The organism is Micromonospora lupini, assembly GCF_026342015.1.
Lineage (GTDB): Bacteria > Actinomycetota > Actinomycetes > Mycobacteriales > Micromonosporaceae > Micromonospora > Micromonospora lupini_B.
In genome coordinates this window covers 151,334-174,635 of sequence record NZ_JAPENL010000001.1, presented here as the reverse complement: position 1 = coordinate 174,635, position 23,302 = coordinate 151,334, and the positions used below count along the sequence as shown (strand labels likewise).

The 23,302-nt window shown below is 70.8% G+C and carries 19 protein-coding genes; 4 read left to right on the top strand and 15 right to left on the bottom strand.

Going from position 1 to position 23,302, the window contains the following annotated elements; genetic code table 11:
* Positions 1-12: 12 nt before the first annotated feature.
* On the top strand, positions 13-489 hold the full coding sequence (locus tag OOJ91_RS00780) for a heme-degrading domain-containing protein (protein ID WP_266241350.1): 477 nt from the start codon (positions 13-15) through the stop codon (positions 487-489).
* Here OOJ91_RS00780 and OOJ91_RS00775 read toward each other — a convergent pair.
* Positions 486-1,862, bottom strand: a complete 1,377-nt coding sequence (locus OOJ91_RS00775) for an FAD-dependent oxidoreductase (RefSeq protein WP_266241349.1) — start codon at positions 1,860-1,862, stop codon at positions 486-488. The two genes, OOJ91_RS00780 and OOJ91_RS00775, sit on opposite strands and share 4 nt — an antisense overlap.
* A 166-nt stretch (positions 1,863-2,028) precedes the next feature.
* Between OOJ91_RS00775 and OOJ91_RS00770 the strand changes: the two genes are divergently transcribed.
* Positions 2,029-3,411, top strand: coding sequence for a serine hydrolase domain-containing protein (locus tag OOJ91_RS00770; RefSeq protein ID WP_266241348.1), 1,383 nt, complete (start codon positions 2,029-2,031; stop codon positions 3,409-3,411).
* 16 nt (positions 3,412-3,427) lie between these two features.
* On the opposite strand, the gene OOJ91_RS00765 is transcribed toward OOJ91_RS00770, so the two are convergent.
* Positions 3,428-4,651 carry an MFS transporter gene (locus OOJ91_RS00765; RefSeq protein ID WP_266241346.1) on the bottom strand — a complete coding sequence of 408 codons (1,224 nt, stop codon included), beginning with the start codon at positions 4,649-4,651 and terminating at the stop codon, positions 3,428-3,430.
* 41 nt (positions 4,652-4,692) lie between these two features.
* On the opposite strand from OOJ91_RS00765, the gene OOJ91_RS00760 reads away from it, so the two are divergent.
* A complete protein-coding gene (locus OOJ91_RS00760; protein ID WP_266241344.1) occupies positions 4,693-5,787 on the top strand; it encodes an ROK family transcriptional regulator in 1,095 nt (364 codons plus the stop codon).
* 159 nt (positions 5,788-5,946) lie between these two features.
* Here the strand turns inward: OOJ91_RS00760 and OOJ91_RS00755 are convergent, their stop codons facing one another.
* The 7 genes from OOJ91_RS00755 to OOJ91_RS00725 all read right to left on the bottom strand — a co-directional run bounded on the left by OOJ91_RS00755 (position 5,947) and on the right by OOJ91_RS00725 (position 12,873).
* Positions 5,947-6,540, bottom strand: a complete 594-nt coding sequence (locus tag OOJ91_RS00755; RefSeq protein ID WP_266241342.1) for a hypothetical protein — start codon at positions 6,538-6,540, stop codon at positions 5,947-5,949.
* A gap of 57 nt (positions 6,541-6,597) precedes the next feature.
* A complete protein-coding gene (locus tag OOJ91_RS00750; protein WP_266241341.1) occupies positions 6,598-7,254 on the bottom strand; it encodes a response regulator transcription factor in 657 nt (218 codons plus the stop codon).
* Positions 7,251-8,336 carry a sensor histidine kinase gene (locus tag OOJ91_RS00745; RefSeq protein ID WP_266241339.1) on the bottom strand — a complete coding sequence of 362 codons (1,086 nt, stop codon included), beginning with the start codon at positions 8,334-8,336 and terminating at the stop codon, positions 7,251-7,253. Before OOJ91_RS00745 ends, OOJ91_RS00750 begins: the two co-directional genes overlap by 4 nt.
* 71 nt (positions 8,337-8,407) lie before the next feature.
* Positions 8,408-9,676, bottom strand: coding sequence for a cellulose binding domain-containing protein (locus OOJ91_RS00740; protein WP_266241337.1), 1,269 nt, complete (start codon positions 9,674-9,676; stop codon positions 8,408-8,410).
* A gap of 35 nt (positions 9,677-9,711) precedes the next feature.
* The gene (locus OOJ91_RS00735; RefSeq protein WP_266241335.1) at positions 9,712-11,226 is read right to left on the bottom strand and encodes a cellulose binding domain-containing protein; all 1,515 of its coding nucleotides are present in this window, start codon (positions 11,224-11,226) and stop codon (positions 9,712-9,714) included.
* 74 nt (positions 11,227-11,300) lie between these two features.
* Entirely contained in the window at positions 11,301-12,359 is a 1,059-nt protein-coding gene (locus OOJ91_RS00730; protein ID WP_266241333.1) for a pectinesterase family protein, read from the bottom strand.
* Positions 12,360-12,495: 136 nt separating this feature from the next.
* The gene (locus tag OOJ91_RS00725) at positions 12,496-12,873 is read right to left on the bottom strand and encodes a MerR family transcriptional regulator (protein WP_266241331.1); all 378 of its coding nucleotides are present in this window, start codon (positions 12,871-12,873) and stop codon (positions 12,496-12,498) included.
* A gap of 113 nt (positions 12,874-12,986) precedes the next feature.
* Between OOJ91_RS00725 and OOJ91_RS00720 the strand changes: the two genes are divergently transcribed.
* A complete protein-coding gene (locus OOJ91_RS00720) occupies positions 12,987-13,691 on the top strand; it encodes an SDR family oxidoreductase (RefSeq protein ID WP_266241329.1) in 705 nt (234 codons plus the stop codon).
* A gap of 218 nt (positions 13,692-13,909) precedes the next feature.
* On the opposite strand, the gene OOJ91_RS00715 is transcribed toward OOJ91_RS00720, so the two are convergent.
* From OOJ91_RS00715 to OOJ91_RS00690, 6 genes are all read right to left on the bottom strand, one after another.
* On the bottom strand, positions 13,910-14,887 hold the full coding sequence (locus OOJ91_RS00715; protein ID WP_266241327.1) for a hypothetical protein: 978 nt from the start codon (positions 14,885-14,887) through the stop codon (positions 13,910-13,912).
* A 32-nt stretch (positions 14,888-14,919) separates the two neighbouring features.
* Positions 14,920-16,449: a cupredoxin domain-containing protein gene (locus OOJ91_RS00710; RefSeq protein ID WP_266241326.1), complete on the bottom strand. Its 1,530-nt coding sequence runs from the start codon at positions 16,447-16,449 to the stop codon at positions 14,920-14,922.
* Between the two features lie 8 nt (positions 16,450-16,457).
* Entirely contained in the window at positions 16,458-20,405 is a 3,948-nt protein-coding gene (locus OOJ91_RS00705; protein ID WP_266241324.1) for a ThuA domain-containing protein, read from the bottom strand.
* An 18-nt stretch (positions 20,406-20,423) separates the two neighbouring features.
* On the bottom strand, positions 20,424-21,428 hold the full coding sequence (locus tag OOJ91_RS00700) for a multicopper oxidase domain-containing protein (protein ID WP_266241322.1): 1,005 nt from the start codon (positions 21,426-21,428) through the stop codon (positions 20,424-20,426).
* Between the two features lie 234 nt (positions 21,429-21,662).
* Positions 21,663-22,502 carry an amino acid ABC transporter ATP-binding protein gene (locus OOJ91_RS00695; protein ID WP_266241320.1) on the bottom strand — a complete coding sequence of 280 codons (840 nt, stop codon included), beginning with the start codon at positions 22,500-22,502 and terminating at the stop codon, positions 21,663-21,665.
* Between the two features lie 5 nt (positions 22,503-22,507).
* Positions 22,508-23,302, bottom strand: coding sequence for an amino acid ABC transporter permease (locus OOJ91_RS00690; RefSeq protein ID WP_266241319.1), 795 nt, complete (start codon positions 23,300-23,302; stop codon positions 22,508-22,510).

Below are 23,302 nucleotides of genomic sequence, written 5' to 3'. Positions count from 1 at the left end.
AGGAGAACACCCATGCCTTCTGACCACGACACCTGGCCGACGCTTGACGAGCTGCTGCGCGAGGAGGCGGAGCTGGAGCGTACGGGCCTGTCCGAGACCGACGCGTACGAGCTGGGGATGCGCGCCGTCGCCGCCGCCAGCGGGCGGGGGCTGCCGGTAGCGGTGGGCGTGTGGCGGGCCGGGCGCCAGCTCTTCCACTGTGGCCTGCCCGGCTCGACGCGGGACAACGACGCCTGGCTGCGCCGCAAGGGACGCGTGGTGATGCGGTTCGAGCACTCGTCGCTCTACGTGGCCCGGCTCTGCCAGGACAAGAACGTGACGCTCACCGAACGCTACGGCCTGCCGGCCTCCCGGTACGCCGCCGCCGGTGGCGCGCTGCCGCTGCGGGTGCGCGGCACCGGCGTGGTGGGCTGGATGGGTGTCTCCGGGCTTCCGCAGCTGGACGACCACCGCTTCGTCGTCGAGATCCTGCGCGGGGCGGCGGGCTAGCCGGCCCGCCGGTTCGCGCGCAGGGCGCCCAGGATCACGCCGGGTGTGGCCAGCGACAGCGGGTGCTCCCGCAGGGAGACGACCTCGTTGAACCGGCGGGCGATCGCCACGTCGGTGACCGTCGCCGAGAGGATCTGCCGGCTGACCCAGCTGGAGACCCGGTAGCCGCGCGGGTAGGGCCCGTCGACGTGCGGCAGCGCCAGGTCGGCGGAGGTCGAGGTCGACCAGGCGGCGTCGACCACGACCTTCTGCAGGTCGAGGAAGTGGCGGGCGGGAACGCTCAGGTCCGGGTCGGAGAGCAGGTACGCCGACAGGCAGGCCGCGTGCAGGGCCGCCGCCGTCATTCCCTGCCCGTAGACGGGGTTGAACGACGCGACGGCGTCACCGACGCTGACGAGTCGCGCCGGGAACCGCCGCAGCGCGTGGAAGTCCCTCCGCCGGCTGTCGGCGTGGTGGTAGGTCTGGACGTCGCCGATCATCTCCTGCGCGGCGACCTCGCCGAACTCCGGCGGGAACTGCTCCCGCAGCCGTCGGACGAAGTCCTCGGCGGTGCGTCCCGGCCGGTCCTGTCCGTAGCCGGCCATCATGGCCATCCACCGGCCGTCCTCGATGGCGAAGAAGGCGGCGCCGGCGATGTCCGTCATCGTCCGCGGAGTGTGCAGGGCCAGGACGACTGTCGCCTCCGGAGTCTGCTCGGGACGGCGGAACAGGGCTGTCGCGTAGTTGAGGTGCACAGCCATCCGACGGGTGGCGGGCCGCTCCCAGCCGGCCTGCTCCAGCCAGTCGGAGAGCCGGCTGGACCGACCCATGGCGTCCACCACCAGGTCGGCGACCTCGACGCCGGGCACCTGGTCGACCTCGCACTGGACGCCGGTGACCGCGTCGCCGTCGAACACGAGACCCGTGGCACGGCCGGTGACCGTCTTGACGTTCGGCAGTCGGAGCACCTGCTGGCGGATCAGCCCCTCCAGGAGGGGCCGGCTGCCCGCCAGGCTGTCGTCGTCGTCGGGTACGACCACCTTCCGGCGGCCGTCGAGGTAGCTGCGCCGGGCCGCGGGCGGCGCCTCGATCGCCCCGTGGGCCAGCGCCTGCTGCCGGAACCCGGGGAACAGCTGCTCGAGCTGGAGCAGGCCGCCGGGCAGCAGCGCGTGCAGTTGCGTCCCCTGTGGCACGCCGGGCCGGGCGCCGCTCACCTGCAGGTCGTCCCGGTCGAGGAGGACCACGCTCTGGGCGTGGTCGGACAGGACCCGGGCGGCCAGGAGGCCGGCGACGCTGCCGCCGACCACCACCGCCTTACCCAGGCGTGGGGTCGGCTGGTCGGGGGGTCGCACGGCATTCAGCGCGGCGAAGACCCGAACCGGGGAGAGGGACATCGTGCTCTCCAAGGGGTACGAGGTGTGGCACCGATCGTTGCACAGCGGCGACCGTCTACCCGACACGTCCGCCCGGGTGTCAGACACCAACCATGCCGCTGGACGCGGTCGGCGTTCGGCTGAGCGAGGCTGGCGACCCCGCGTCCCTCCTGTCACCATCATCGGCATGCCTGTCGCCCGTCGTACCCTGCTCGGAGCTGGCCTGGCCGCCGCAACCTGCGCCCTCACCGGCTGCGGTGACAGCGGCGGCCCGGGGCCGGGCGCGACCGACCCCGGCGGCGCGGCGACGGCCACCGACGCCGCGGGAAACCGGGTGGGGTTCGGCGCGGCCGGGAACACCCCGACGTCGGGCACGCCGGGCGCCTCCCCGTCGCCCGGCGGCGGGTCCACGGCCGCCAACCAGGCCCGGTACGCCCCGCAGCTGGCGGCCCTGCTGCGGCGTCACCTTCCCGCCTCGCCGCAGGCCGTCAGGCACAACGGCTTTCCCGGCGCGGTCGCCGTCGTGCTTGTCGACGGAAAGACGACTGTGCACACCGCCGTCGGGGAGGCGCTGCGCTACGCGGCCGGCCCGAAACTCCTCGCGGCGAGCCAACGCGTCGCGATGCGCCCCGATTCCGTCTTCGACCTCGCGTCGGTCACCAAGGTCTACACCGCGATCCTGCTGCTGCAGCAGGTCGAGAAGGGTCGCGTCGAGCTGGGCGCGCCGGTCCGCGACTACCTGCCCGGCTTCACAGGCGCCGGCAAGGACGGCGTCACCGTCGAGATGCTCCTCACCCACACCAGCGGCCTCCCGGTGGGGGCCAAGGTCACCGGGCTGCCCGACAACACGGCGCGCTGGAACGCGGTGCTCGCCACCCCGCTGGTCTCCTCGGCGGTGCCCGGGAAGACGTTCCGCTACTCAAGCGTCGGGCTCATGGTCGCCGGCAAGATCGTCGAGAAGGTCACCGGCAGCCGACTCGACCAGGCGCTCAAGGCCAACCTCACCGGTCCGCTCGGCCTGCGCGACACCGGCTTCAACCCCACGACCTGGCTGCCCGGCGCCGCGCGGGCCAGCCGGATGGTGGCGACCGACGCCCGCTCGTCGCGCGGCCTGCTGCGCGGCACCGTGCACGACGACGTCGCCAACCACCTCGGCGGCGTCGCCGGCCACGCGGGGGTCTTCGCCACCGCCACCGACCTCGCCGCCATCGGCCAGCTACTCCTGGACGGCGGCACCTACCAGGGCAGACGCGTCCTGTCCGCCGGCACCGTGCGCACGATGCTCACCAACCACAACGCGGGCAAGCCGGCCGTCGACCCCGAGCGCCCGCGCCGCACGGCCGCCCACGGTCTCGGCGTGGTGCTCAACCAGCCCTGGTTCATGGGCCGGCTCGCGTCCTCGCGTACCTTCGGCCACACCGGGTTCGCCGGCCCCTCGTTCCTTGTCGATCCGGACCGCAGACTCGTGCTCGCCCTGCTCACCAACCGGGCGCACCCCAACTGGTCCTGGGCGAATCCCGATCCCGTCCGCGCCGCCGTCGGCGACCTCCTGGCCACGGCGGTCAGCTGAGCGGCGGCGGTGGCCGTCAGCCCGCGACGGCGGAGGGCTCCCGGTCGCGGCGACGTCCGGCGGCGAAGCTGACGATGCCCAGGCCCAGCCCGACGACCGCCAGCACCAGGCCCACCCGGGCCGGCGCGAGGTAGCCGAGTCCGGCGGCGATGGCGACGCTGCCCAGCGCCGCGCCCAGGCTGTTGGCGATGTTCATGGCGGACTGGTTGAGCGCCGCGCCCATCAGCTGGGCCCCGGGGGCGACAGTGATCAGGCGTGCCTGCAGGACCGGACCGAGGTAGAGGCTCGTCGCGCCGACCAGGAACGCGCCCACGAACAGGCCCACGCGGTTCGACGCGACGAGGCTGAACACACCGATGCTGACGATCATGGCGACGAAGCCGATCATCATGCTGCGGCGCAGGTCCCGGTCGGCGAGCCAGCCGCCCAGGGCGTTGCCGACGGTCATGCCGAGACCCACCGCGACCAGCACCCACGGCACGGTCGCGGCGGAGAGGCCGGCGACGTCGGTGGTGACCGGCGCGATGTAGGAGTCGACGGCGAAGAACCCGGCGAAGCCGATCGCCCCGGTGGCCGCGACCAGCCACACCTGCGAGGTCCGCAGCGCGCGCAGTTCGGCGGCCGGCGAGCCGTCCGCCGCCGCGGCGACCTCCGGGACGACCGCCAGCACCGCCAGCAGCGTGAGCAGGAAAACCCCGGCGATCACCAGGTACGCCGCACGCCAGCCGACCGCCTGCCCGAGCCGGGTGATCAGCGGTACGCCCACCACGTTGCTCACGGTCAGCCCACCGAGCACGGTGGCGAAGCCCCGCGCCTCGTTGCCGGGGCCCATCAGGGTCGCCGCGAGCAGGCCGGCCGCGCCGAAGTACGCGCCGTGCGGCAGCGCCGCGACGAACCGCGCCACAAGCACCAGTTCGAACGTCGGGGCCGTGGCGGACGCGACGGTGCCGACGGCGAAGAGGACGAGCAGCCCGAGGACGAGCCTGCGGCGGGGCAGGCGCGCGCTGAGGGCGGCGATCAGCGGGGCGCCGACGACCACGCCCAGCGCGTACGCGGTGATCATCCAACCGGCCTGGGCGACCGCGTCCGACGACGATCGGGCGTACTCCTGCGGGAGAAGGCCGCGTGCCATCTCGGGCAGCAGGCCCATCGCCACGAACTCCGTCAGGCCGACCGCCACGCCGCCCAGGGCCAGGGCCGCCAACGCCGCCAGGCGCTGGCCTCTGCTCAGTCCGTTCACCGAGCGAATTTAGCAACAGCGTTGCGTAATAGGCTGGTGAGATGACGCGCACCACAGCCGACGTGACGTTCCTGCGCGGCTACAACCAGGCGCTGGTCATGGCCGTGGGGCGCACCGTACGGACGTTCGAGCGGTCCACGGTCGTCGACGCCACCGGCCTGACACCGCAGGCGGTCTCCAAGGTCATCGCCCGCCTGACCGCCGACGGGCTGATCCGCTCCGCAGGTGTCCGCCGCCCGGGCATCGGCAAGCCGGCGGTCGTCTACGAGCTGGTCCCCGACAGCCGGTACGCGATCGGCGCGCACGTCGCCCGACGCACACTGCGACTGGTCCTGGTCGACCTCGCCGGCGCCGTGCACCACTCCACGATCAGCCCTCTACCCGCCGACTTCACCCCCGGTCAGCTCCTCGACGCCCTGTCCGTAGGCATCGAGGCGATCACCGCCGGCGCCGAGCTGCGGAGCCGCCTGACCGGCGTGGGCATCGGCATGATCGGCCCGCTCGACCACGCGCACGGGCTGGTCCGGGACGCACACGGCCTGCGGCACTGGCACGACGTACCGCTGCGTGAGCTTGCCGAGGCGCACCTGGGCCTACCGGTGCACCTCGACAAGGACGTGACCGCCGGGATCACCGCCGAGGCGTGGCGACACGGCGCCACATTCGGCGACGCGGCACTCATCATGGTCGAGTCCGGCATCGGCGGCGGCTTCTGGCTGGGCGGCGCCGCCCACCGGGGCGCGCACACAAACGCCGGGGAGTTCGGGCACACGGTGGTCGACCTGGACGGGCCCCGCTGCGTCTGCGGGCGCCTCGGCTGCCTGGAGGTCGTGCACCTGCGCGCCACCGAGGCCGGAGACGTCGCCCGCGCGGCTCGCGTCCTGGCCGTCGGCGTCGTCAACCTGCTTCAGACCCTCGACCTCGCCCACGTCGTGCTTGCCGGCGCGGATCTGCTCCGCCACGCGGACGTCTACCTCCCCGCGGTCGAGCGGGCCGTCCGCACCGACGTGCCGCGCGCGGACTGGCTGGTCCCGACGGTGACCCTGTCCCGCCTGGGCGCGGACGTCATCGCGGCGGGCGCCGCCATGCAGGTCCTCGACAGGCACTACGGCATTCCGGAACTCGCTCCGATCTAGGGCCTGTTGCATAGGGGCGGTCGAGCCGAGGCGGAGTCCGGACGGCGATCCGGCAAGGCGGTTTTGTCTGGATACCGGTGTTGTATCCGGGCGAAACCGCCTTGCCGCCGGTCGTCGTCCGGGCCCGCCGCAGGCCGGCCAGTTCTTACGAAACAAGCCCTAGACCCCTGTCTGGGAACCCACGCCGTCCCGGTGGCGGTGGGGGCCTGGTACGCCCCGGGACCGCGACATCGACCGCAGCCCCAGATAGAGGAACGGCAACAGCAGGAACAGGTCCGCCAGGTGCGCGATGGACGCCTCCCGGGTGATGCGGCTCAGCGGGAACACGACCGCGCCCAGGCTGATCATGATGCCGACCGGAAGTGGCGCCACGCGCACCTTGGCCAGCACGAGGCCCAGGACGAAGAGGCTGATGGGGAACAGCGGTCCGCACGTCCAGTACACCGCGAACGCGGCGAACGGGTGCTCGCCAAGTCGTTCGACCGCATCGGCGTGGGAGACGGCGAACAGGTCCTCATGAATACTCTGTACACCGTAAGCCACCCCGCCGATCGCGCCGAACACCGTTACCGGCAACCCGACCGCGACGTACTTCGGAGTGGTGGCCCGCAGCCGCTCGAACAACCCGATCAGCCCGATGAGCCAGCACGCGTTCGACAACACGATGATCGTGCCGGCGGTGCTGCCTTGAGTGTCGTTCTGCCAGAAGAAGCCGGCGAGCAGATTCAACGCCGGACCCAGGATGAGAAACATGACCGGAACGCTACGAGCGGCGTACCCCCACCGGATCTGCCATCGGTGGGCGTCGGCCTACCGCGGTCGCGGTAGGCCGACAAGCCCGCTGCGGTACGCGAAAACGACAAGCTGCGCCCGATCGCGAGCCCCGAGTTTCGTCATCGCCCGGTTGGTGTGGGTCTTCGCCGTGGCCGGGCTCATCCTCAGCCGTTCCGCCACCTCCACTGTCGACAGGCCGTCGGCGACGAGGCCGACCACCTCCCGCTCGCGCGAGGTCAGGCTGTCGAGGCCCGGCACTCCTGGACCGCTGGCGAAGGCGGCGATGAGTCGTCTGGTCACGGCGGGCGCCAGCAGCGCGTCACCGGCGGCGACCACGCGTACCGCCCGGCGCAGTTCGTCCGGCTCCAGATCCTTGAGCAGGAACCCGCTCGCGCCCGCCTGCAGCGCCGCGAAGACGTACTCGTCCAACTCGAATGTGGTCAGCACGACGACGCGCACGTCGGGCAACCTGGCATCGGCGAGGATGCGCCGGGCGGCCGTCAAACCGTCCGTGCCCGGCATCCGGATGTCCATCAACACGACATCCGGCCGGTGCGCTCGGGTGAGGGCTATCGCCTCCTCCCCATCAGTTGCCTCCGCGACAACCTCGATGTCCGGCGCCCGCTCCAGCAGGACCCGGAAGCCCGCGCGTACGAGGGTCTGGTCGTCGGCCAGCAGGACACGAACCGTCATACCGGCAGCCACCCCCGCACCTCGAAGCCTCCGCCGTCGGCCGGCCCCGCGCGAAGCCACCCGCCCAGCCCGCCGGCGCGCTCGGCCATGCCACGCAGCCCGTTGCCGGCTACCGGGACGCCGCCCCGCCCGTTGTCGCGCACCGTCACCGACAGTCCGTCGGGACGGTATCCGACACGCACCTCGATCTGGGCCGCACCGGCGTGCCGCAACGCGTTCGTCACTGCCTCTTGGACGATGCGGTAAGCGGTGGCCTCCACGGCCCGCGGCAACGCGCGCGGCTCGCCATCGCAGGTCACGACCGCACCTGTCGATTCTGCAAGCGCGGGCAGCCGATCAAGCGTGGGCGTCGGCGGCTCCGGCCCGGCCGCCGGGGTGCCGTCGCGCAGCACGCCCACCGCCGCGCGTAACTCCACCATCGCCTCGCGGCTGGCCCGGCGCACCTCACGCAGCGCGGTTCGGGCCTGGGCGGGATCCTCGTCCAGCACGTCGGCCGCGACGCCCGCCTGCACCGACACCACGGCCAAGGTGTGCGCCGTGATGTCGTGGAGTTCCCGGGCGATGCGGATACGTTCCTCGACGACCCGCTGCTCGGCGGCCCGGCTCTGGTCGGCCGCCAGCAACGCCAGCTGGGTCCGGCGCCCGCGCACCACCTCGCCGAGCAGCAACGCCGCCACGAACACAACCGTCGAGCTGTCCAGCGACGCGTCGAACGGCCTCGCGCCGGTCACCGCCACCCGCCCCTGAGCGTCCAGCAGCACGAACAGGGCCGCGACGATGAGACCCACGCGCTGCCGCGACGCCGCACCGACGGAGTACAGCGCGACCCACGCGGGCACCGCCGGCACGCCACCCGGGTAGTGGCAGATGTGGTAGGCCAGGTAGAGCCCGCCGACGAGGATCAGCACACCGACCGGCCACCGCCGTCGAACGGGCAGCACGAACACCATCACGGCTGCGGCAGCGTACGCCCACAGGTCCGGCACTCGATCACCAAGCGCCACAGGCGTCGTCGCGAGCCGGTACGCAGTCAGCACGCCCACGGCCGCCACGATCATCGTCTCCACGACCCAACGCCGCATACCGCCAGACTGTACGGACTGCCGGACCCGTCGACGTACCACGAACGTCGTATCTGCCTCGCGTGAGCCGGTTACTTCAGGTAGGCGGCCAGCGGGATGTTCTGCGCCCGCAGGGCTGTGGCGATCAGGCCGGCGATCTGTCTGGCGCCGGCGGCCTCGAAGTGGGTGTGGTCGTTGCAGAAGAACGCACCGACCGCGCCCGTCGAGTAGTCACCGTTGTTCGGGCAGAGCCTGAGCGTGTTGTAGAGCGCCACGCTCTTCGCGTGCAGGTCGATGACCGGTACGCCGTTGGCGGCCGCCGCGGCCGTCGTCTCGGTGACGAAACCGCGGTTGCCGACGGCGGTGCTGCCGCTGCAGGTGATTGCCGCGACCGGGGTGACGAAGATCGGCTTCACGCCTCGGGCCTTGGCAGCCGTCGCCATGACGCCGAGCAGTTCCTTGAAGCGGTTGGTGCCAACGTGACGCGGGCAGGCCGAGTCACCGTCGTTGATGCCGAACTGGATGATCAGATAGTCGCCGGCCTTGAAGCCGCTGCCAGCGTCCAGCATCGCCGACCACCGCGCGCTGTACGCGGTCGAGCTGAGCGAGCACTCGCCTGCCGAGTTCTTGGTGGAGGTCACATTGCCCTCGTACAGCCACGTCTGGATGCTGCGACCGCCGACGGCGCTGTTCTGCACCGTGACGTTCGACGTGAGGTAGGACGCGAACTGGCTGCCCCAGCCGATCGGACAGGAACTGGCGTTCATCATCGTGGAATCGCCTGCCATCCACACCTTGATCGGCGCGGGCGTCGGCGACGCGGACGGGGTCGCCGACGGTGTGCTCGGGGCGGGGCAGGGCGTCGACGTCGGCGTCGGCGCTGACGTCGGCGTGGGCGTTGATGTCGGCGGCGTCGGTGTCGGTGTCGGTGCGGTGGGGGTCGCTGCCGGCGGGCCGGCACAGGTGCTGCCGTTGAACGTGAACGACGACGGCACCGGGTTACTGCCGCTCCACGAGCCGGTGAAGCCGAAGTTGACCGACGCGCCAGAGCCGACGGCACCGTTGTAGCTCACGTTTGTGGCGGTCACCGCCGTGCCGGTGACCGTGACGGCGGCGTTCCACGCCTGCGTCACGCCCTGCCCGGGGGCGAGGCTCCAACCCACGCTCCAGCCGCTCACCGCGCCGCCGAGGTTGGTGACGACGACGTCGGCTCCGAACCCGCCGGCCCACTGGCTGGTGATCCGGTAGGAGACACCGCAGGCCGGGGTGGCCGCCTGGGCGGTGGCGATGCCGAGCCCGCCGGCCCCGACGGTCAGGACCGTTACCGCCAGGACCACGAGACGCGATCGGCGAAGCTTCATCGGGTTACTCCTGCCTTGATCGGAGACGCCGGCCATCATGTGGTGGTGGCGCACGGGGAGCCGTTGAGGTCGAAACCTGTCGCTCCGTCGAGCGGGCTGTCGGTGACGAATCCGAAGCTGGTCGAACCGGCGGCCGGGATCACCGCGTTCCAGGAGACGTTCACCGCCGTGGCCGCGGCCCCGGACTGGGTGACTGTGGAATTCCAGGACTGCGTGATCCGCTGGCTGCCCGGCAGGGACCAGGTAAGTGTCCAACCGTTGACCGGGACGGTGGAGGTGTTGCTGAGCGTCACGTCGAACTGGGCGCCCGTACCCCAGTCACCGGTCTTGCGGTAGGCGACCGCGCAGGCCCCACCCGCGGGGGTCGTCGGCGCGGCAGTCGTCGGCGCCGCAGTCGTCGGCGCCGCAGTCGTCGGCGCCGCAGTCGTCGGCGCCGCAGTCGTCGGCGCCGCAGTCGTCGGCGCCGCAGTCGTCGGCGCCGCAGTCGTCGGCGCGGCAGTCGTCGGCGCGGTCGTGGGGGACGGGGTCGTGGTCAGTGCTGCGCTGAGGATCGGGGCCAGCCTCTCGGTGATGGCCTGGTGGCCCGCGTCGTTCGGGTGCACCGAGTCGCTCAGCCCGCCGGACGGCAGCCAGCCGGTGGTGTCCACGTAGAACACGTTGGCGTCGCCCGCGGCGTTGCGGGCCCGCACCGCCGCCTCCGTCTCGGCCGCATACCGACCGATGAACGTCCGCATGGCGAAGAGCTTGGCGTTCGGGAACCTGGCCCGGATCCTGGTGAGGAAGGTGGTGTACGTCGCCTGGAAGGTAGCGGCGCTCACGCCGTGGCTCTTGTCGTTGGTCCCCAGGTTGATCACCACGCCGTCGGCCGTGTAGCGGGAGAAGTCCCACTGGTCGGTGCCGGCCTGGCCACCCGACGACATCCAGTAGCGCGTCGTCTGCGCCCAGCATCCATCGGTCGTCTCGGCCAGACACATGCCACCGATCGCGATCTGGGTGTGGTCGTAGCCGAGCCTCTCACCGACCTTGAAGCCGTAGTCCGTCACGGCAAGCTGACTGCTCGTGGCGCCTGCGGTGATCGAGTCACCGACGAACTCGACAAGCTTGGGTCGGGCCGGTGGCTTGACCGTGCCCGCGCCCGAATCCAGGATCAGCCCCTGGAAGACCGCGTCGCCGGTGTAGGAGCCGGCCACCTGCCGGTAACTGACGATCAACGTGTGGTTGCCGGCCGCCAGCGCGGTCGGCGTCAGGTTGATCGTGCCGGAGCCGGTGAAGGACGTGAACGCCCTGCCGTCGATGCTGGCCCAGAGCTGGATGGTGTTGCGCTGCCGGAGCTTGACGGTCTTGCCCGTGAACCCGACCCGCAGGTACGCGCCGGCCCAGTAGGGCACGTACGCCGAGGAGTTCGCCTTGTTCCACCGGCCGACGAAGCTGATGTTGGAGTCGGTAGGCGTGCCGTCGCCGACCGCGGCCTGGGCGCTGAGGACCGGCAGACCTGCGGCGAGCACCCCGGCGGCGACGGCGATGAGGGCCGCGGTACGCGTCTTCGTCACCGCGTTCCTGAGTGCACCGAGTCGGGCGCGCGGGGGCACGGATCGGTGACCACCATCGTGGGAACGAATCGTCGTCATCGGATCGGGTTCCAGCCGTCGTTACCCGCCAGATAGGCGGTGGGGGTGTACTGGGTGGCGGTGGAGGCGCTCATCTGGGGCCGGTTGGCGTTGACGACGGCGCCGGCCCCGGTGCTGCCGTACTCGGCGAACCGGGCGGTCCTCCACGAGAAGCCGGACATGTCGGTCCAGGGGTCGGTGCGGACGTGTGCCCCCATCGCGACGCCCCGGTAGAGGACCTGACCGCGGGCGTTGACGTCGCCGCTGGGGTGCCAGGGCCGGCCCAGATAGACGGTCCTGGCGGGAGCGTTGCTCGTCAGTGCGGTTCCCCAGAACAGGAAGCCGAACTTGTTGTTGATGTCGGTGGCCGCCGCCGTGATGTAGCCGTTGTTCGACGACGAACCCCGGGTGAGCGAGTGCACGGTGCCGTTCTGGAAGACCATGGTGCCGCGCCCGAAGATGAAGTCGACGTCGCCCTCCACGTAGGAGTTACGGACGTAGAGACGCCGGACCGAGCTGACACTTGGCGCGTTGACCAGCAGAGTGTCCTGGTTACCGAGGATGCGCACGTTGTCGAACTGCACCCGGTCGCCTGAGGTGTTGACGGCGACGGCCTGCTCGGCGTCGAGGGTGTTGGCGGCCTCGTTGAAGTCGTTCGACATGGTCAGATTGCTGATCGTGGTGTCGTTGGCGTTGACGAAGACCGAGGCGCTGCCGGACGTGCCGTACGTGCCGCCACCGGGCTTGCTCTGGCCGGACGCGTGCCCTTCGACGATCACCACCTGGGCGGCGGAGCCGCCGGCGCCGGCCAACGTGAGGTGGGGCTTGTTGGCGGGAACGGTGACCACGCCCCGGTAGATGCCGGGTTTGATGGTGATGGTGACCGGAACGCCGTTGTTCGCCACGACGCTGTCGATGGCCGCCTGCACGGTCGTGTAGGTGCCGCTGCCGTCGGCGGCCACGGTGATGGTCGCGGACGCGGACGCGGCGGAAGCCAGCGAGACCGCGGTGGCGAGAGCGCCCACCGTCATCACCGCCACCGAGCGCACACGACGAATCCCGCCGGATGTGGTCATAAGCGTTCTCCGATCCCACAGCGCCCCGGCCGAAGCTCATGTCGACCGGCAGACGACGACGTTAAGTTAACGTTAACATCGACGAACTGAAATATAAAGCGGGAACGGTCGCGTGCGCCGCCATCTCCTCCAGCGGCTAGACCAGGGCGGCGCCCGTCCGGTTGCAGCCGCTGGCCGGGCTCTCGCTGAGCGCGATGACGTCGTCGAGTCGGGCCCTGGCCTGGATGAGTCGGTTGATCTGCTGATCGATACGGCCGCGTTCGGCGTTCAGCAGGGCGCGGGACTGCGGGGTGTTGACCTTCGCGTCGACGCAGGGCAGCAGGGCCAGGATGGTCCTGCTGGACAGGCCCGCGGCGTACAGCGTCTGGATCAGCTGGACGCGGTCGACCGCCGCCTCGCCGTAGTGGCGCTGGCCACCGCCGCTGCGTTCGGAGATCAGCAGCGCCTGCTCCTCGTAGTAGCGCAGGGCGCGCACCGACACGCCCGTACTGGTGGCGAGTTCCCCGATCCGCACGACCCCTCCCCCACTGCCGGTGACACCCGCCACACGACCTTGTCTCTCACGTCAACGTCAGGTTCTAGCGTAGGTCGCGTACGAGTGATCGTCGAACCCCAACGGAGGGCATCATGCAGATCTCAGGCTCGATCGCGCTTGTCACCGGCGCCAACCGTGGCATCGGCCGGCAGTTCACCCGACAACTGCTCGAGCGCGGCGCGGCCAAGGTGTACGCCACGGCCCGCGACCCCGAAAAGATCGACATCCCCGGCGTCGAGAGGCTCCGCCTGGACATCACCGACCCGCAGACGGTGCGCGACGCCGCCTCGATCGCCTCCGACGTGACCCTGCTCGTCAACAACGCCGGGATCACCACGGGGACCAACCTCGTCACCGGCGACCTGAACGGTATCCGCGCCGAGATGGACACCCACTTCTACGGCACCCTCGACATGGTGCGGGCGTTCGCCCCAATCCTCGGCGCCAACGGCGGCGGCGCCATCCTCAACGTCCTGTCGGCGTTGTCGTGGTTCTCCTATGACGGGGCGAACGCCTACGCCGCCGCCAAGGCGGCCGCGTGGAGCCTGACCAACGGCGTCCGACTCGAACTGGCCAAGCAGGGCACGCTGGTCACCGGGCTGCACCTGGGCGCCGCCGACACCGACATGATGGCCGACTACGACGGCGACAAGATGGACCCCGCCGACGTCGTCCGCGCCGCTCTCGACGGCATCGAGGCCGGCCGGATCGAGGTCCTCGCCGACGAGTGGAGCGCCTACATCAAGGCGTCCCTTGCCAACGATCCGGCGGCCTTCTACAACATCGGACAGTCATAGCCCTCCCGGCCTGTGCGCCTTTCGTGACCACCGGGCGGTGTCGTTCGTGACCTCGTGTCCGGCACATCGACGTGCTCTTGAGCGGTATACCTCAGAGGCATATTCATGCCTCTGAGGTATACCGCTCACCACCGCATCCGCCCCGACCGAGGTGACCGACGGTCACCGCTGGTCGCCGGCTGCGCCCACCGCCCCAGCCAGGCTGAGGACCTGCCCCTCTAGAGCTTCGCGGCGCCGGCCGCGGTGGCCTCCTGCACCGCCGAGGTACGACGGGTCTCCGCCCGCTGGTCGCCGGCGTCCTCGCGGTCGGCGCCGGCCATCCGGGCCGCCCGGTTGGTGGTCGCCGCGGCCTGGTCGCCCGTCACTCCGCCACGGATCCGGTTGTTCGCGGCCACCTGGGCGGCCGGGTTGTTGCCCGTCACCGTCAACTGACCGTTGATGATGTTGTCGTCGACCGTGACACCGCCGGTGGTGCTGGTGACGCTGACGTCAGCGCCCCAGTAGCCGCCGGAGGCGCAGCTGTCGAGGGCGCCGTTCGGGCCGAGCTGGACGCCGCCGAGGTTGCCGGCGAACGTGGCCCGACCCCGGACCGCGCTGCCGCACACGACACTGCCGGTGGCGCTGTTGAGCACCGACAGGGTGCCGTCGACGAACGAGTCGTGCACGTCTGTGTAGTAGGTGCCGGTGCTACTGACGTTGCGTTCCACCTGGGTGCCCCTGTCGAGCCGGACCTCGCCGGCGCCGACCGTGACGTTTCCGGCGATCGTCGCCGCCTCGGCGAACAGGAAGCTGTCGATGGTCGCCGAGCCCTTCGGCCGCACGGTCACGGCCCCGGTGCGGGCGTCGGAGAGGTAGACGCCGTACCCGCCGGCGGCCAGCACCACCTGGCCGTCGACGCTCGTCTCGGTGGCGTCGAGGTAGCCGTCGGCGGCGACCCGTACCTCACCGCTGACCCGGCCACCGGTGACGACCAGGTTGGCGCCGGCGGCGACTGTGACGTTGCCGGTGATCGTGGTGCCGGTCAGCGCGCAGGACTCTCCGGCCGGGACGAGCAGGTCGTTGGGCACGGTCACCGCACCGCCGGTGCCGATGCAGTGGGTGACCAGGTCGGCGTGGGCGGTGGGCGCCACGGCCAGCACCGAGGCGGCGATGACTGCGGTCACGGTGGCCAGCTTGGCGACGGTACGTCCGGGCATCGTGGTACTCCCTGTCGATGAGATTCGGGTGCTCATGCGCCGACGTCCGATCGGGCCGCGGCCCGGACGATGGCGCCCTGCTGCCGTTTGTTGAGCGTTCCGCCGCTCACCAGCGCGGCGGTGACCGCCTCGACGTGCCGGACGAAGTCGGCGTGGCCGGGGTAGTCGGCGTGTTCGTCGATCAGATCGTTGATCGTGCAACCGTCGCCGGTGTCGACGTTCGCCACGCCTGTGTCGTCACCGTCGATGACCACGGTGCCTCGCGTGTCGGACGCGGGGCAGGCGTCGGTGCCGCCGGCCACCACCGTGAACGTCGCCGACTGCTCGGCGGCGGCGTTCCCCGCGGTGTCGGTCGCCCGGTACCGCAGGGTGTGCGCGCCGACGGCGCGCACGCTTACCGGGCCGGCGTACGCGGTCCAACCACCGGTGTCGAGCGCGTACTCGACCGACGCCACGCCCGAGCCGGCGTCGCTCGCGGTGACGGTGACGGTCGCGACGCCGACGTACGCGCCGTCGGCGTCCCGCTCACCGGTGACGGTGGCGGCCACCGTGGGCGGGGTGTCGTCCTCCTCCGGCGGGGCGACGACTGTGAAGTGGGCCATCTGCTCGGCCGAGGTGTTGCCGGCGACGTCGGTCGCCCGGTAGTGCAGCATGTGCATCCCGACCGCGGTCACCACGATCGGACCGCTGTACGCGGCGAAGGCCGCCCCGTCCAGCGCGTACTCGATGGTGGCGACCCCGGAGCCGGCGTCGGTGGCGGTGAGCGTGCCGGTGGCCGTACCGACGTAGTTGCCGTCGCCGTCGCGGTCGCCGGTCAGCGCGGCCGTGACCACCGGCGCGGTGGTGTCCTCCTCGGTCGGCTCGACGATCCGGAACGACACCGAGCCGACCGCGCTGGTGTTGCCGGCCTGGTCGGTCGCGCGGAACTGCACCGAGTGGTCGCCGACAGCGCCTACCTGCACCGGCTGGGTGTACGACTGGAAGCTGGTGTCGTCGACCTGGTACTCGACGGTCTCCACGCCCGAGCCGGCGTCGGCGGCCGTGACGGTCACCGTTGCCGCACCGACGTAGTTGCCGTCGCCGTCGCGGTCACCCGACACGGCGGCGGTGACCGTCGGCGGCGTGGTGTCGTCGCCTCCCCCGCCGTCGGTGACGACCAGTTCGCCGACCATCTGGCTGTGGCCGGGGATCGAGCAGAAGTAGCGGTACCGGCCCGGGGTCAGCGTGACCGTCGCCTGGTGGCGGCCGTCGTTGGCGTCGAACGGGCTGGCCAGGATGTTGAGGTTGACGTCGTGGTTGTAGCCCTCGGTGCTGGTGTCGAAGGTCAGTGTGTGCGGCATCCCGGTGGTGTTGCCGGTGGCCGCGCTGTTCTCCCAGATGATCGTCGCCGCACCGGCCACCGCAGTGGTGGGCACGGACTTGTAGCGTGTGGTGTTGTCGTCGGCGGTCCAGGTCAGCACCTGGTCCGCGGCGGCGCGCGGGGCGGCGGAGGCCTGTGGCGCGGCCAACGGCGTGACCGCGAGCAGGAGCGCCGCCACGGCGGCCGTGAGTCGTCGGATCATGGTCTCTCCTAGAGTTCCCGCACGCGGATGTTGCGGAACTCGGTCAGGTCGTTGTCACCGTGGTTCTGCAGGCCGATGAAGCCACTCAGGAACTGCCGCAGGTCGGTCGGCGGGTCGCCGGCCCGGGACGACTCCTTGCCCGGCGTGTTGTCGAACTCGTTGATCACCACGCCGTTGCGGATCATCGTGTAGTGCTGCCCGACCACCCGGATCTCGTAGTCGTTCCACACGTTCTTCGGCGTGATGCCGGCCTGGGCGAGCGGCACCGGGTCGAAGTTGTAGACCGAGCCGGTCTTCTGTGGCTCGCCGGTCTCCCCGTCGTAGATCTGGATCTCGTGTCCGCAGTAGATCGCCATCCAGGCCGGCGAGGTCCGGGCCGACCCGACAGTCCCGCAGCTGCCCGGTGGCCGCTGCTCCAGGGGTGTACGCAGGTCCGGGAACCGGATGAAGACGCCTGTGTTGGCGCGGCCGGCGCCCGGGGCGATGTCGCGGAACTGCACCTTCAGCGAGAAGTCCGCCAGTTCCCTGGTGTGCCAGAGCATGCCGAGGCCGCCGCTGGAGCGCAGCGCCCCGTCCGGCTGGATGCTGAACGACCCCGTCGGCGCCTGCTGCCAACCACGCAGCGACTCGGCGGTGCCGTCGTAGAGCGGCTCGTATCCGGTGCGCCCGTCCCGGCCGATGTCGGACGCTGCGGCCAGGCGTGTGAGCGTGCCCGCCTCGCGGGCGTTGAGCAGGCCGTCGTCCTGCAGCGCGCGTGTCACCGTGCTGACGTGCCGGACGAAGGCGTTGTGGTCGGGCCAGGTGCTCTCGTCGTCGATCAGGTCGTTGATCGTGCAGCCCTGCCCGACCGTACGGCTGGGGACTGCGGTGTCCGTGTCGCCGAGCCACACCGTGGCCCGGGAGTCCGGCGCCGCGCAGCCGACCGTGACAGTGGTCTGCACCGTCGCCGTCTCGCCGTCGGCGTACGTGACGGTGAGCTTCGCCGTGTAGGTGCCGACAGTGGCGTACGTGTGGCGGGGGTCCGCCTCGGTGGACGTGGCGCCGTCGCCGAACTCCCACCTGTGGCTCACACCGCCGGACCGGGAGCCGGTGAAGGCGATCGTCAACGGTTTGTTCTGCACCGCGACGGAGGTCGCCGCCGGCGCCGGGGTGGGCGCCCCGCCGGTGTAGGTGATCCGGATGAGCTTCTGGTTGGGGTTCAGGCTGAAGAACCCGCCTCCGTAGTCGAGCAGGTAGAGCGCGCCGTCCGGGCCGAACTTGGCGTCCATCCAGCTCTGCAGCCGGGTGTCGCCGTTGCCGCTGGGGATGATGGCGCGCAGCGACTCGGCGTACACCGGAGGGGTGGCCGTCGGCACGCCGGCGGGGTCGACGGTGACCGCGACCCGGTTGGCGGCGTTCGACTGGTCGCCGATGAACCACTTCTCGTCCCAGTACGCAGGCCACGCCACGGTGCTGTTCGGGTCGACCCGGTCGCGGTGGTAGGTCGGGCCGGACATGATGGCCTGCCCGCCGCCGCGCAGGTACGGCTGCGTGTAGGTGGCGTCGGCCGCGACGTACGTCGGGAGGCCGCTGCCGTCGGTGCGCTTCGGGAAGATCGGGCCGCCGCCGTCCGGCGAGTACCAGATCATGTTGTCCCGGGCCGCCGGGATGTCCACCAGTCCGGTGTTGCGCGGCGACTCGTTCTTCAGGTTGCCGCAGTCGTACCAGCCGGTCAGCACCGTCGCATCGGTGCTGCTGCGGTCCCGGTACGGCTGGCGGTTGCCCATGCAGTACGGCCAACCCTGGTTGCCGGCCGACGTGATGATGGTTGCCGTCTCGTACTTGGCCGGGCCCAGGGTGGGGCTTGGCGACGAGGCGTCCGGACCGACCCAGCCGGCGGTCAGCCACTGGTGCTCCGGGTCGACCTGGAGACGGGCGATGTTGCGCACGCCCATCACGTAGATCTCCGGGCGGGTCTTCTCGGTGCCCGGCGGGAAGAGGTTGCCCTCCGGGATGGTGTACGTGCCGTCGGCCTCCGGGTGGATCCGGATGATCTTGCCGGCGAGGTCGTTGGTGTTGCCCGCCGTCCGACGGGCGTCCTGGAACGAGATGCCCTGGTACTCCTGCGTCCAGTTGTTGCCGGAGTAGCCCTGCGACCCCTCGGAGGAGTTGTTGTCGCCGGAGCCGACGTAGAGGTTGCCCTTCGCGTCGAACGCCATGCCGCCGCCGGCGTGGCAGCAACTGTGGATCTGCACCGGGAACTTCAGGAGATCCTTGCGGGTGGCCTGGTCGATGGTCTGCATCTGACGGTCGTAGGTGAACCGGGAGACGGTGCGCTGCCCGACCCGCTGCACCCTGTCGATCGACTCGTGCGGCATCCAGTAGACGTAGAGCCAACCGTTGTCGGCGAACGCGGGGTCGGGCACGATGCCGAGCAGGCCCTCCTCGTTCTTGACCAACTCGGAGCCGCTGCCCCGGTTGCCCATCACCTCCAGGGTGGTGAGCAGCTTGACCTGCCTGGTCCGTGGATCCCAGGAGTGGATGGTGCCGCAGCCCAGGCCGACCTTCGGGTCGTTCCAGTCCGCGATCGGGCCGCTCGGGCAGGCGGCCTTGCCGACGTAGAAGACGGTGCCGTCCGGCGCGATGGTGAGCCCGTGCGGCTCGCCGATCTGGTCGAGCTGCCCGGTCTGGTTTGCCGCGGTGAGCCGCTCCACCTTGTAGTTCGCGGCGATCGTCGCCTGGCAGTCGCCGCGTACGCGGCCGGTGGTCCACTCGAGCGCCCCGGCCAGGTGCGTGCGGAACGCCTCCTCGCCGTAACTGCCCTCGGTGTGACCCATGCCTGTGTAGAACGACCGGCCACCGTCGTAGTCCCGGCACCAGGACACCGGGTGGAACGGGCCGTTGGCGGCCTGCCCCGGGTCGTAGTGCCGCTCCTCGACCTGGGCCAGCGTGTGCACGCTGCCGATCGGGTTCGGGTCCCAGTTGTCCCAGCGGTCGGACCTGGTGATCGTCAGGGGCAGCGACGCGGTGGCCGGGTGCTCACGGTCCAGGATGTCGACCACCGCCCGGTTCACGGGGGTCGGCGGCGGCGCGGTGGCCGTGCCGGTGAACAGGCGCAGGTCGGCGAGCTGGATCAGCGGCTCACCGCTGTTGGCGGTGATGTTCAGCCGGTACCGGGTGAACTCCTGCGGCGTGGCGATGTCGAACCGGCGGGTCTGGAACCGCTCCGCGAAGGTCTGGTTGGTGCGTCGGTCCAGATCGGACCAGCTCTGCCCGTCGTTGGAGCCCTGCAGGGTCCAGTCCTTCGGGTCCCGCCCGACGAAGTCGTTTGCGGACGTCAGCGCGTACCCGGTGATCCGTTTGGGTGCGGCCAGTTGGTAGGCCACCCACGCGGTCGGGGTGCGGACCAGCCACTTGGTGTTGGCGTCGCCGTCGGTCAGCTTCTCCTTGGACTCGGTCGGCGGGTTCTCGCCGCTTGCGGTCACCGCGGCCACCGGCTCGGCCACCGGGATGGCGCCCGCCGGGCGGGTGCCGATCAGGCCGGTGAACCAGGTGGAGTCGACCTGCGCGCGGGCGGCGTCGGCGATGCCGACGAAGCCGCCGCCGGCCTTCAGATAGCCCTGTAGCGCCGACTCCTGGTCGCGGTTGAGCGCGGCGCCCGTCGCGGAGAGAAACACCACGCTGCGGTACGCCGACAGCCCGGTCTGCGAGAAAACGCCCGGATCCGTGGTGGCTGTGACATCGATGTCATGACTGGCCGCAAGCTGTCGGATGGTGTCCACGGCACGCGACACCGGGTCCTGCTGCTCGGCCACCGGCCCGTGGAACACGAGCACGGCGGTCCTGGACGGCTGTGCCGCCGCAGCGGCGGTCGCGGGTCGCGGCGCGGCTGTCGCCGCCGTGGCCGTGGCCGCGCCCGGGATCAGTGTGGCGAAGGCCGCTACCGCGGCGAGGGCTCGTCGTACGTCTCTGGTCATCCCCGTCCCCACTTTCGGTCAGCTTCCGTGCGTGTGGGTGTGGCCCTGGAACCGGTGGATCGCCTCCTCGGCGCCGGGGGGCATGCTGCCGTCGGCGTTGCGCACCAGGAAGATCCCGGCCATGCCGCCGTCGGAGTGGTTCTGCACGTGGCAGTGGTACATCCACGCGCCGGGCCCGACGCCCTCACCGGCCAGCACCTGGAACCCGAACGAGCTGCCCGGGTTGAGGTCCTTGTTGTCGATGACCAGGCTCGGGTCGGCCGGCCCCTCAAGCATTCCGGTGCGGTTGTCCGCCCAGCGGTGCGCGTGCAGGTGGAAGGTGTGGAACAGGTTGCCGTGCCCGATGGCGAGCCACTCCACCCGCTGGCCCAGGTTCGCCTCGAACATCGGCGTGTCCGGGGCCATCCGGTTGTTGATCGTCATGTCGTGGAACACGACTGTGAACTGCTTCTCCGGCAGGATGTCGCCGCGGCGGCGGACGATCAGCGCCCCGTACAGGCCCTTCGCGACACCGGCGGTGCCGTGGTCGGTGCCCATGGCGTGATCGTGGTAGTGCCAGTAGCCGGCGCTGCCCGGCATGTACCGGCGGCCGGCCGCGGCCACCATCTCGTGGGAGCGCCAGACGTACGTCCGGGTCTCGCCGGGGTTGTTGAACGAGGCGTTGAGCGGGCTGCCGTCCGAGTCGGTGCTGTAGTCCACCCCGTGTGGATGGATGGACAGCCGCTGCTCGGTGGTGTTGACCAGGGTGATCTCCAGGGTGTCACCCTCGTAGATCTCCAGCACGGGCCCCGGCACGGTGGCCTGGCCGGGTGCGAGGCCGTACCCGAACAGCCCGCCGGGCAACTGCTCGGCGTAGATGGTGACCTTTTTGGTCACTCCGGCGGCGGCCCGGGCCGGGCTGCCTCCGAACGCGTCACCGAGCGTGGGGGCGGACGCGCCCAACGCTCCGGCGGCGAGCGCCCCGGTGGCGATCAGTGATCGGCGGGACAGATGGCGGTGGGAGCCAACGGCGTGATCGTCCATGGGTCTCCGTTCCCGACCGGGCGAAGACACGACGAGGGCAGGGTGCGTCGACCGCCGAGCACAAGGCGGCAGCACGACTGAGGTGAGGATCGTCGCGGACTTCGCTCGGAAGACTCAGAACTTTCGATGGATGAACCCAACTTATGTAATCCATCGACGAAAGTACAGGTCTGATTGCAGGAAGATTACCGCGGGATCACAACGTACGTCGATTGACCAGGCGTTGTGGCCTGGTCAGACGGTGTGGCGGCCGTCGGTCGGCAAGCCGGGGGCCTCGGGCGGCTCGGGCGACTGGTCGGGCTGACCGAGCCGCTCCACCCGGGTCGGGTCGAGGACCCGGGCGAGGAACGCGCGGGTCCGTTCGTGCTTCGGCGCGCCCAGCACCTCCTGCGGCGGCCCCTGCTCGACGACGACGCCGTCGTCCATGAACACGACGCGGTCCGCCACGTCCCGGGCGAACGCCATCTCGTGGGTGACCACCATCATCGTCATGCCGTCCTCGGCCAGCTTGCGCATGACGGTGAGCACGTCGCCGACCAGCTCCGGGTCGAGCGCCGAGGTCGGCTCGTCGAAGAGCATCAGCTTCGGCTCCATCGACAACGACCTGGCGATCGCGGCCCGCTGCTGCTGCCCGCCGGAGAGCTGCGCCGGGAACGCGTCGGCCTTGTCGCTCAGGCCGACACGCTCCAGGTTGGCCCGCGCGATCCGCTCGGCCTCGGCGCGAGGACGCCGCAGCACCCGCCGCTGGGCGACTGTGAGGTTGTTCAGCACGGTCAGGTGCGGAAACAGGTTGAACGACTGGAACACCATGCCGATGCCCCGACGTACGGCGTCGATCTCGACGTCCGGGTCGGTCATCTCGACGCCGTTCACCCAGATCGTGCCGGCGGTCGGCTCTTCGAGGAGGTCGACGCAGCGCAGCAGCGTGGACTTGCCGGAGCCGGACGGCCCGATCACGCAGACGACCTCGCCCTGACCGACCTCGAAGTCGATGCCCTTGAGCACCTCGAGCGCCCCGAAGGACTTGTGCAGGTCGCGGATCTCGACGGCGGGGCGGGACGGGGTGGTCGTCATGCGGGTCACCGGGCCTTGGCGTAGCGGAGTTCGAGGCGGCGCACCACCTGGGACAGGGGCAGGGTGATGACCAGGTACGCGAGGCCGGCCACCAGCAGCGGCGTGGCGTTCACCCGGTCGTTGAGCATGTCCCGGCCGAACTTGGTGACCTCGATTGTCGATGCCGTCACGCCCAGCACGTAGGCCAGCGACGAGTCCTTGGTGAGCAGGATGAGCTCGTTCGTCAGCGGTGGGATGACGATCCGGAACGCCTGCGGGATCACGATGGTGCGCATGGCGGTGACGTGCGACATGCCGAGGGTGCGGGCCGCCTCCATCTGCCCCTTCGGCACGGCCTGGATGCCGGCCCGGATGGTCTCGGCCATGTACGCGGCGGCGGTCAGGCCGAGGCCGATGGCGATCGAACCGAACACGCCGCCGGGGATCTCCCGCTCCGGGAAGGCGATGGGGATGCCGTACCCGACGAGGAAGAGCACCAGCAGCGCCGGCAGACCCCGGAACAACTCGATGTACGCGGTCGCCAGCCAGCGGTACGGCGCCACCCGGGACAGCCGCATCAGCGCGAGGATGGTGCCGAACACGAGGCCGAAGGCGAACGCGCCCACCGTGTAGAGGATCGTGTTGCGCAGCGCCACGGTGATGATCGTCGGGAACATCGACTCGATGATGTCGACGCGGAAGAACGCGTCGGCCAACCGCCCCCAGTCCGCGGCGGCGAGCACCGCGACGATGATCGCGACGAAGACCAGGTACTGGATGCCGAGGGACAGTCGTTCCCGCTGGCGGCGTCGCAGCTTCAC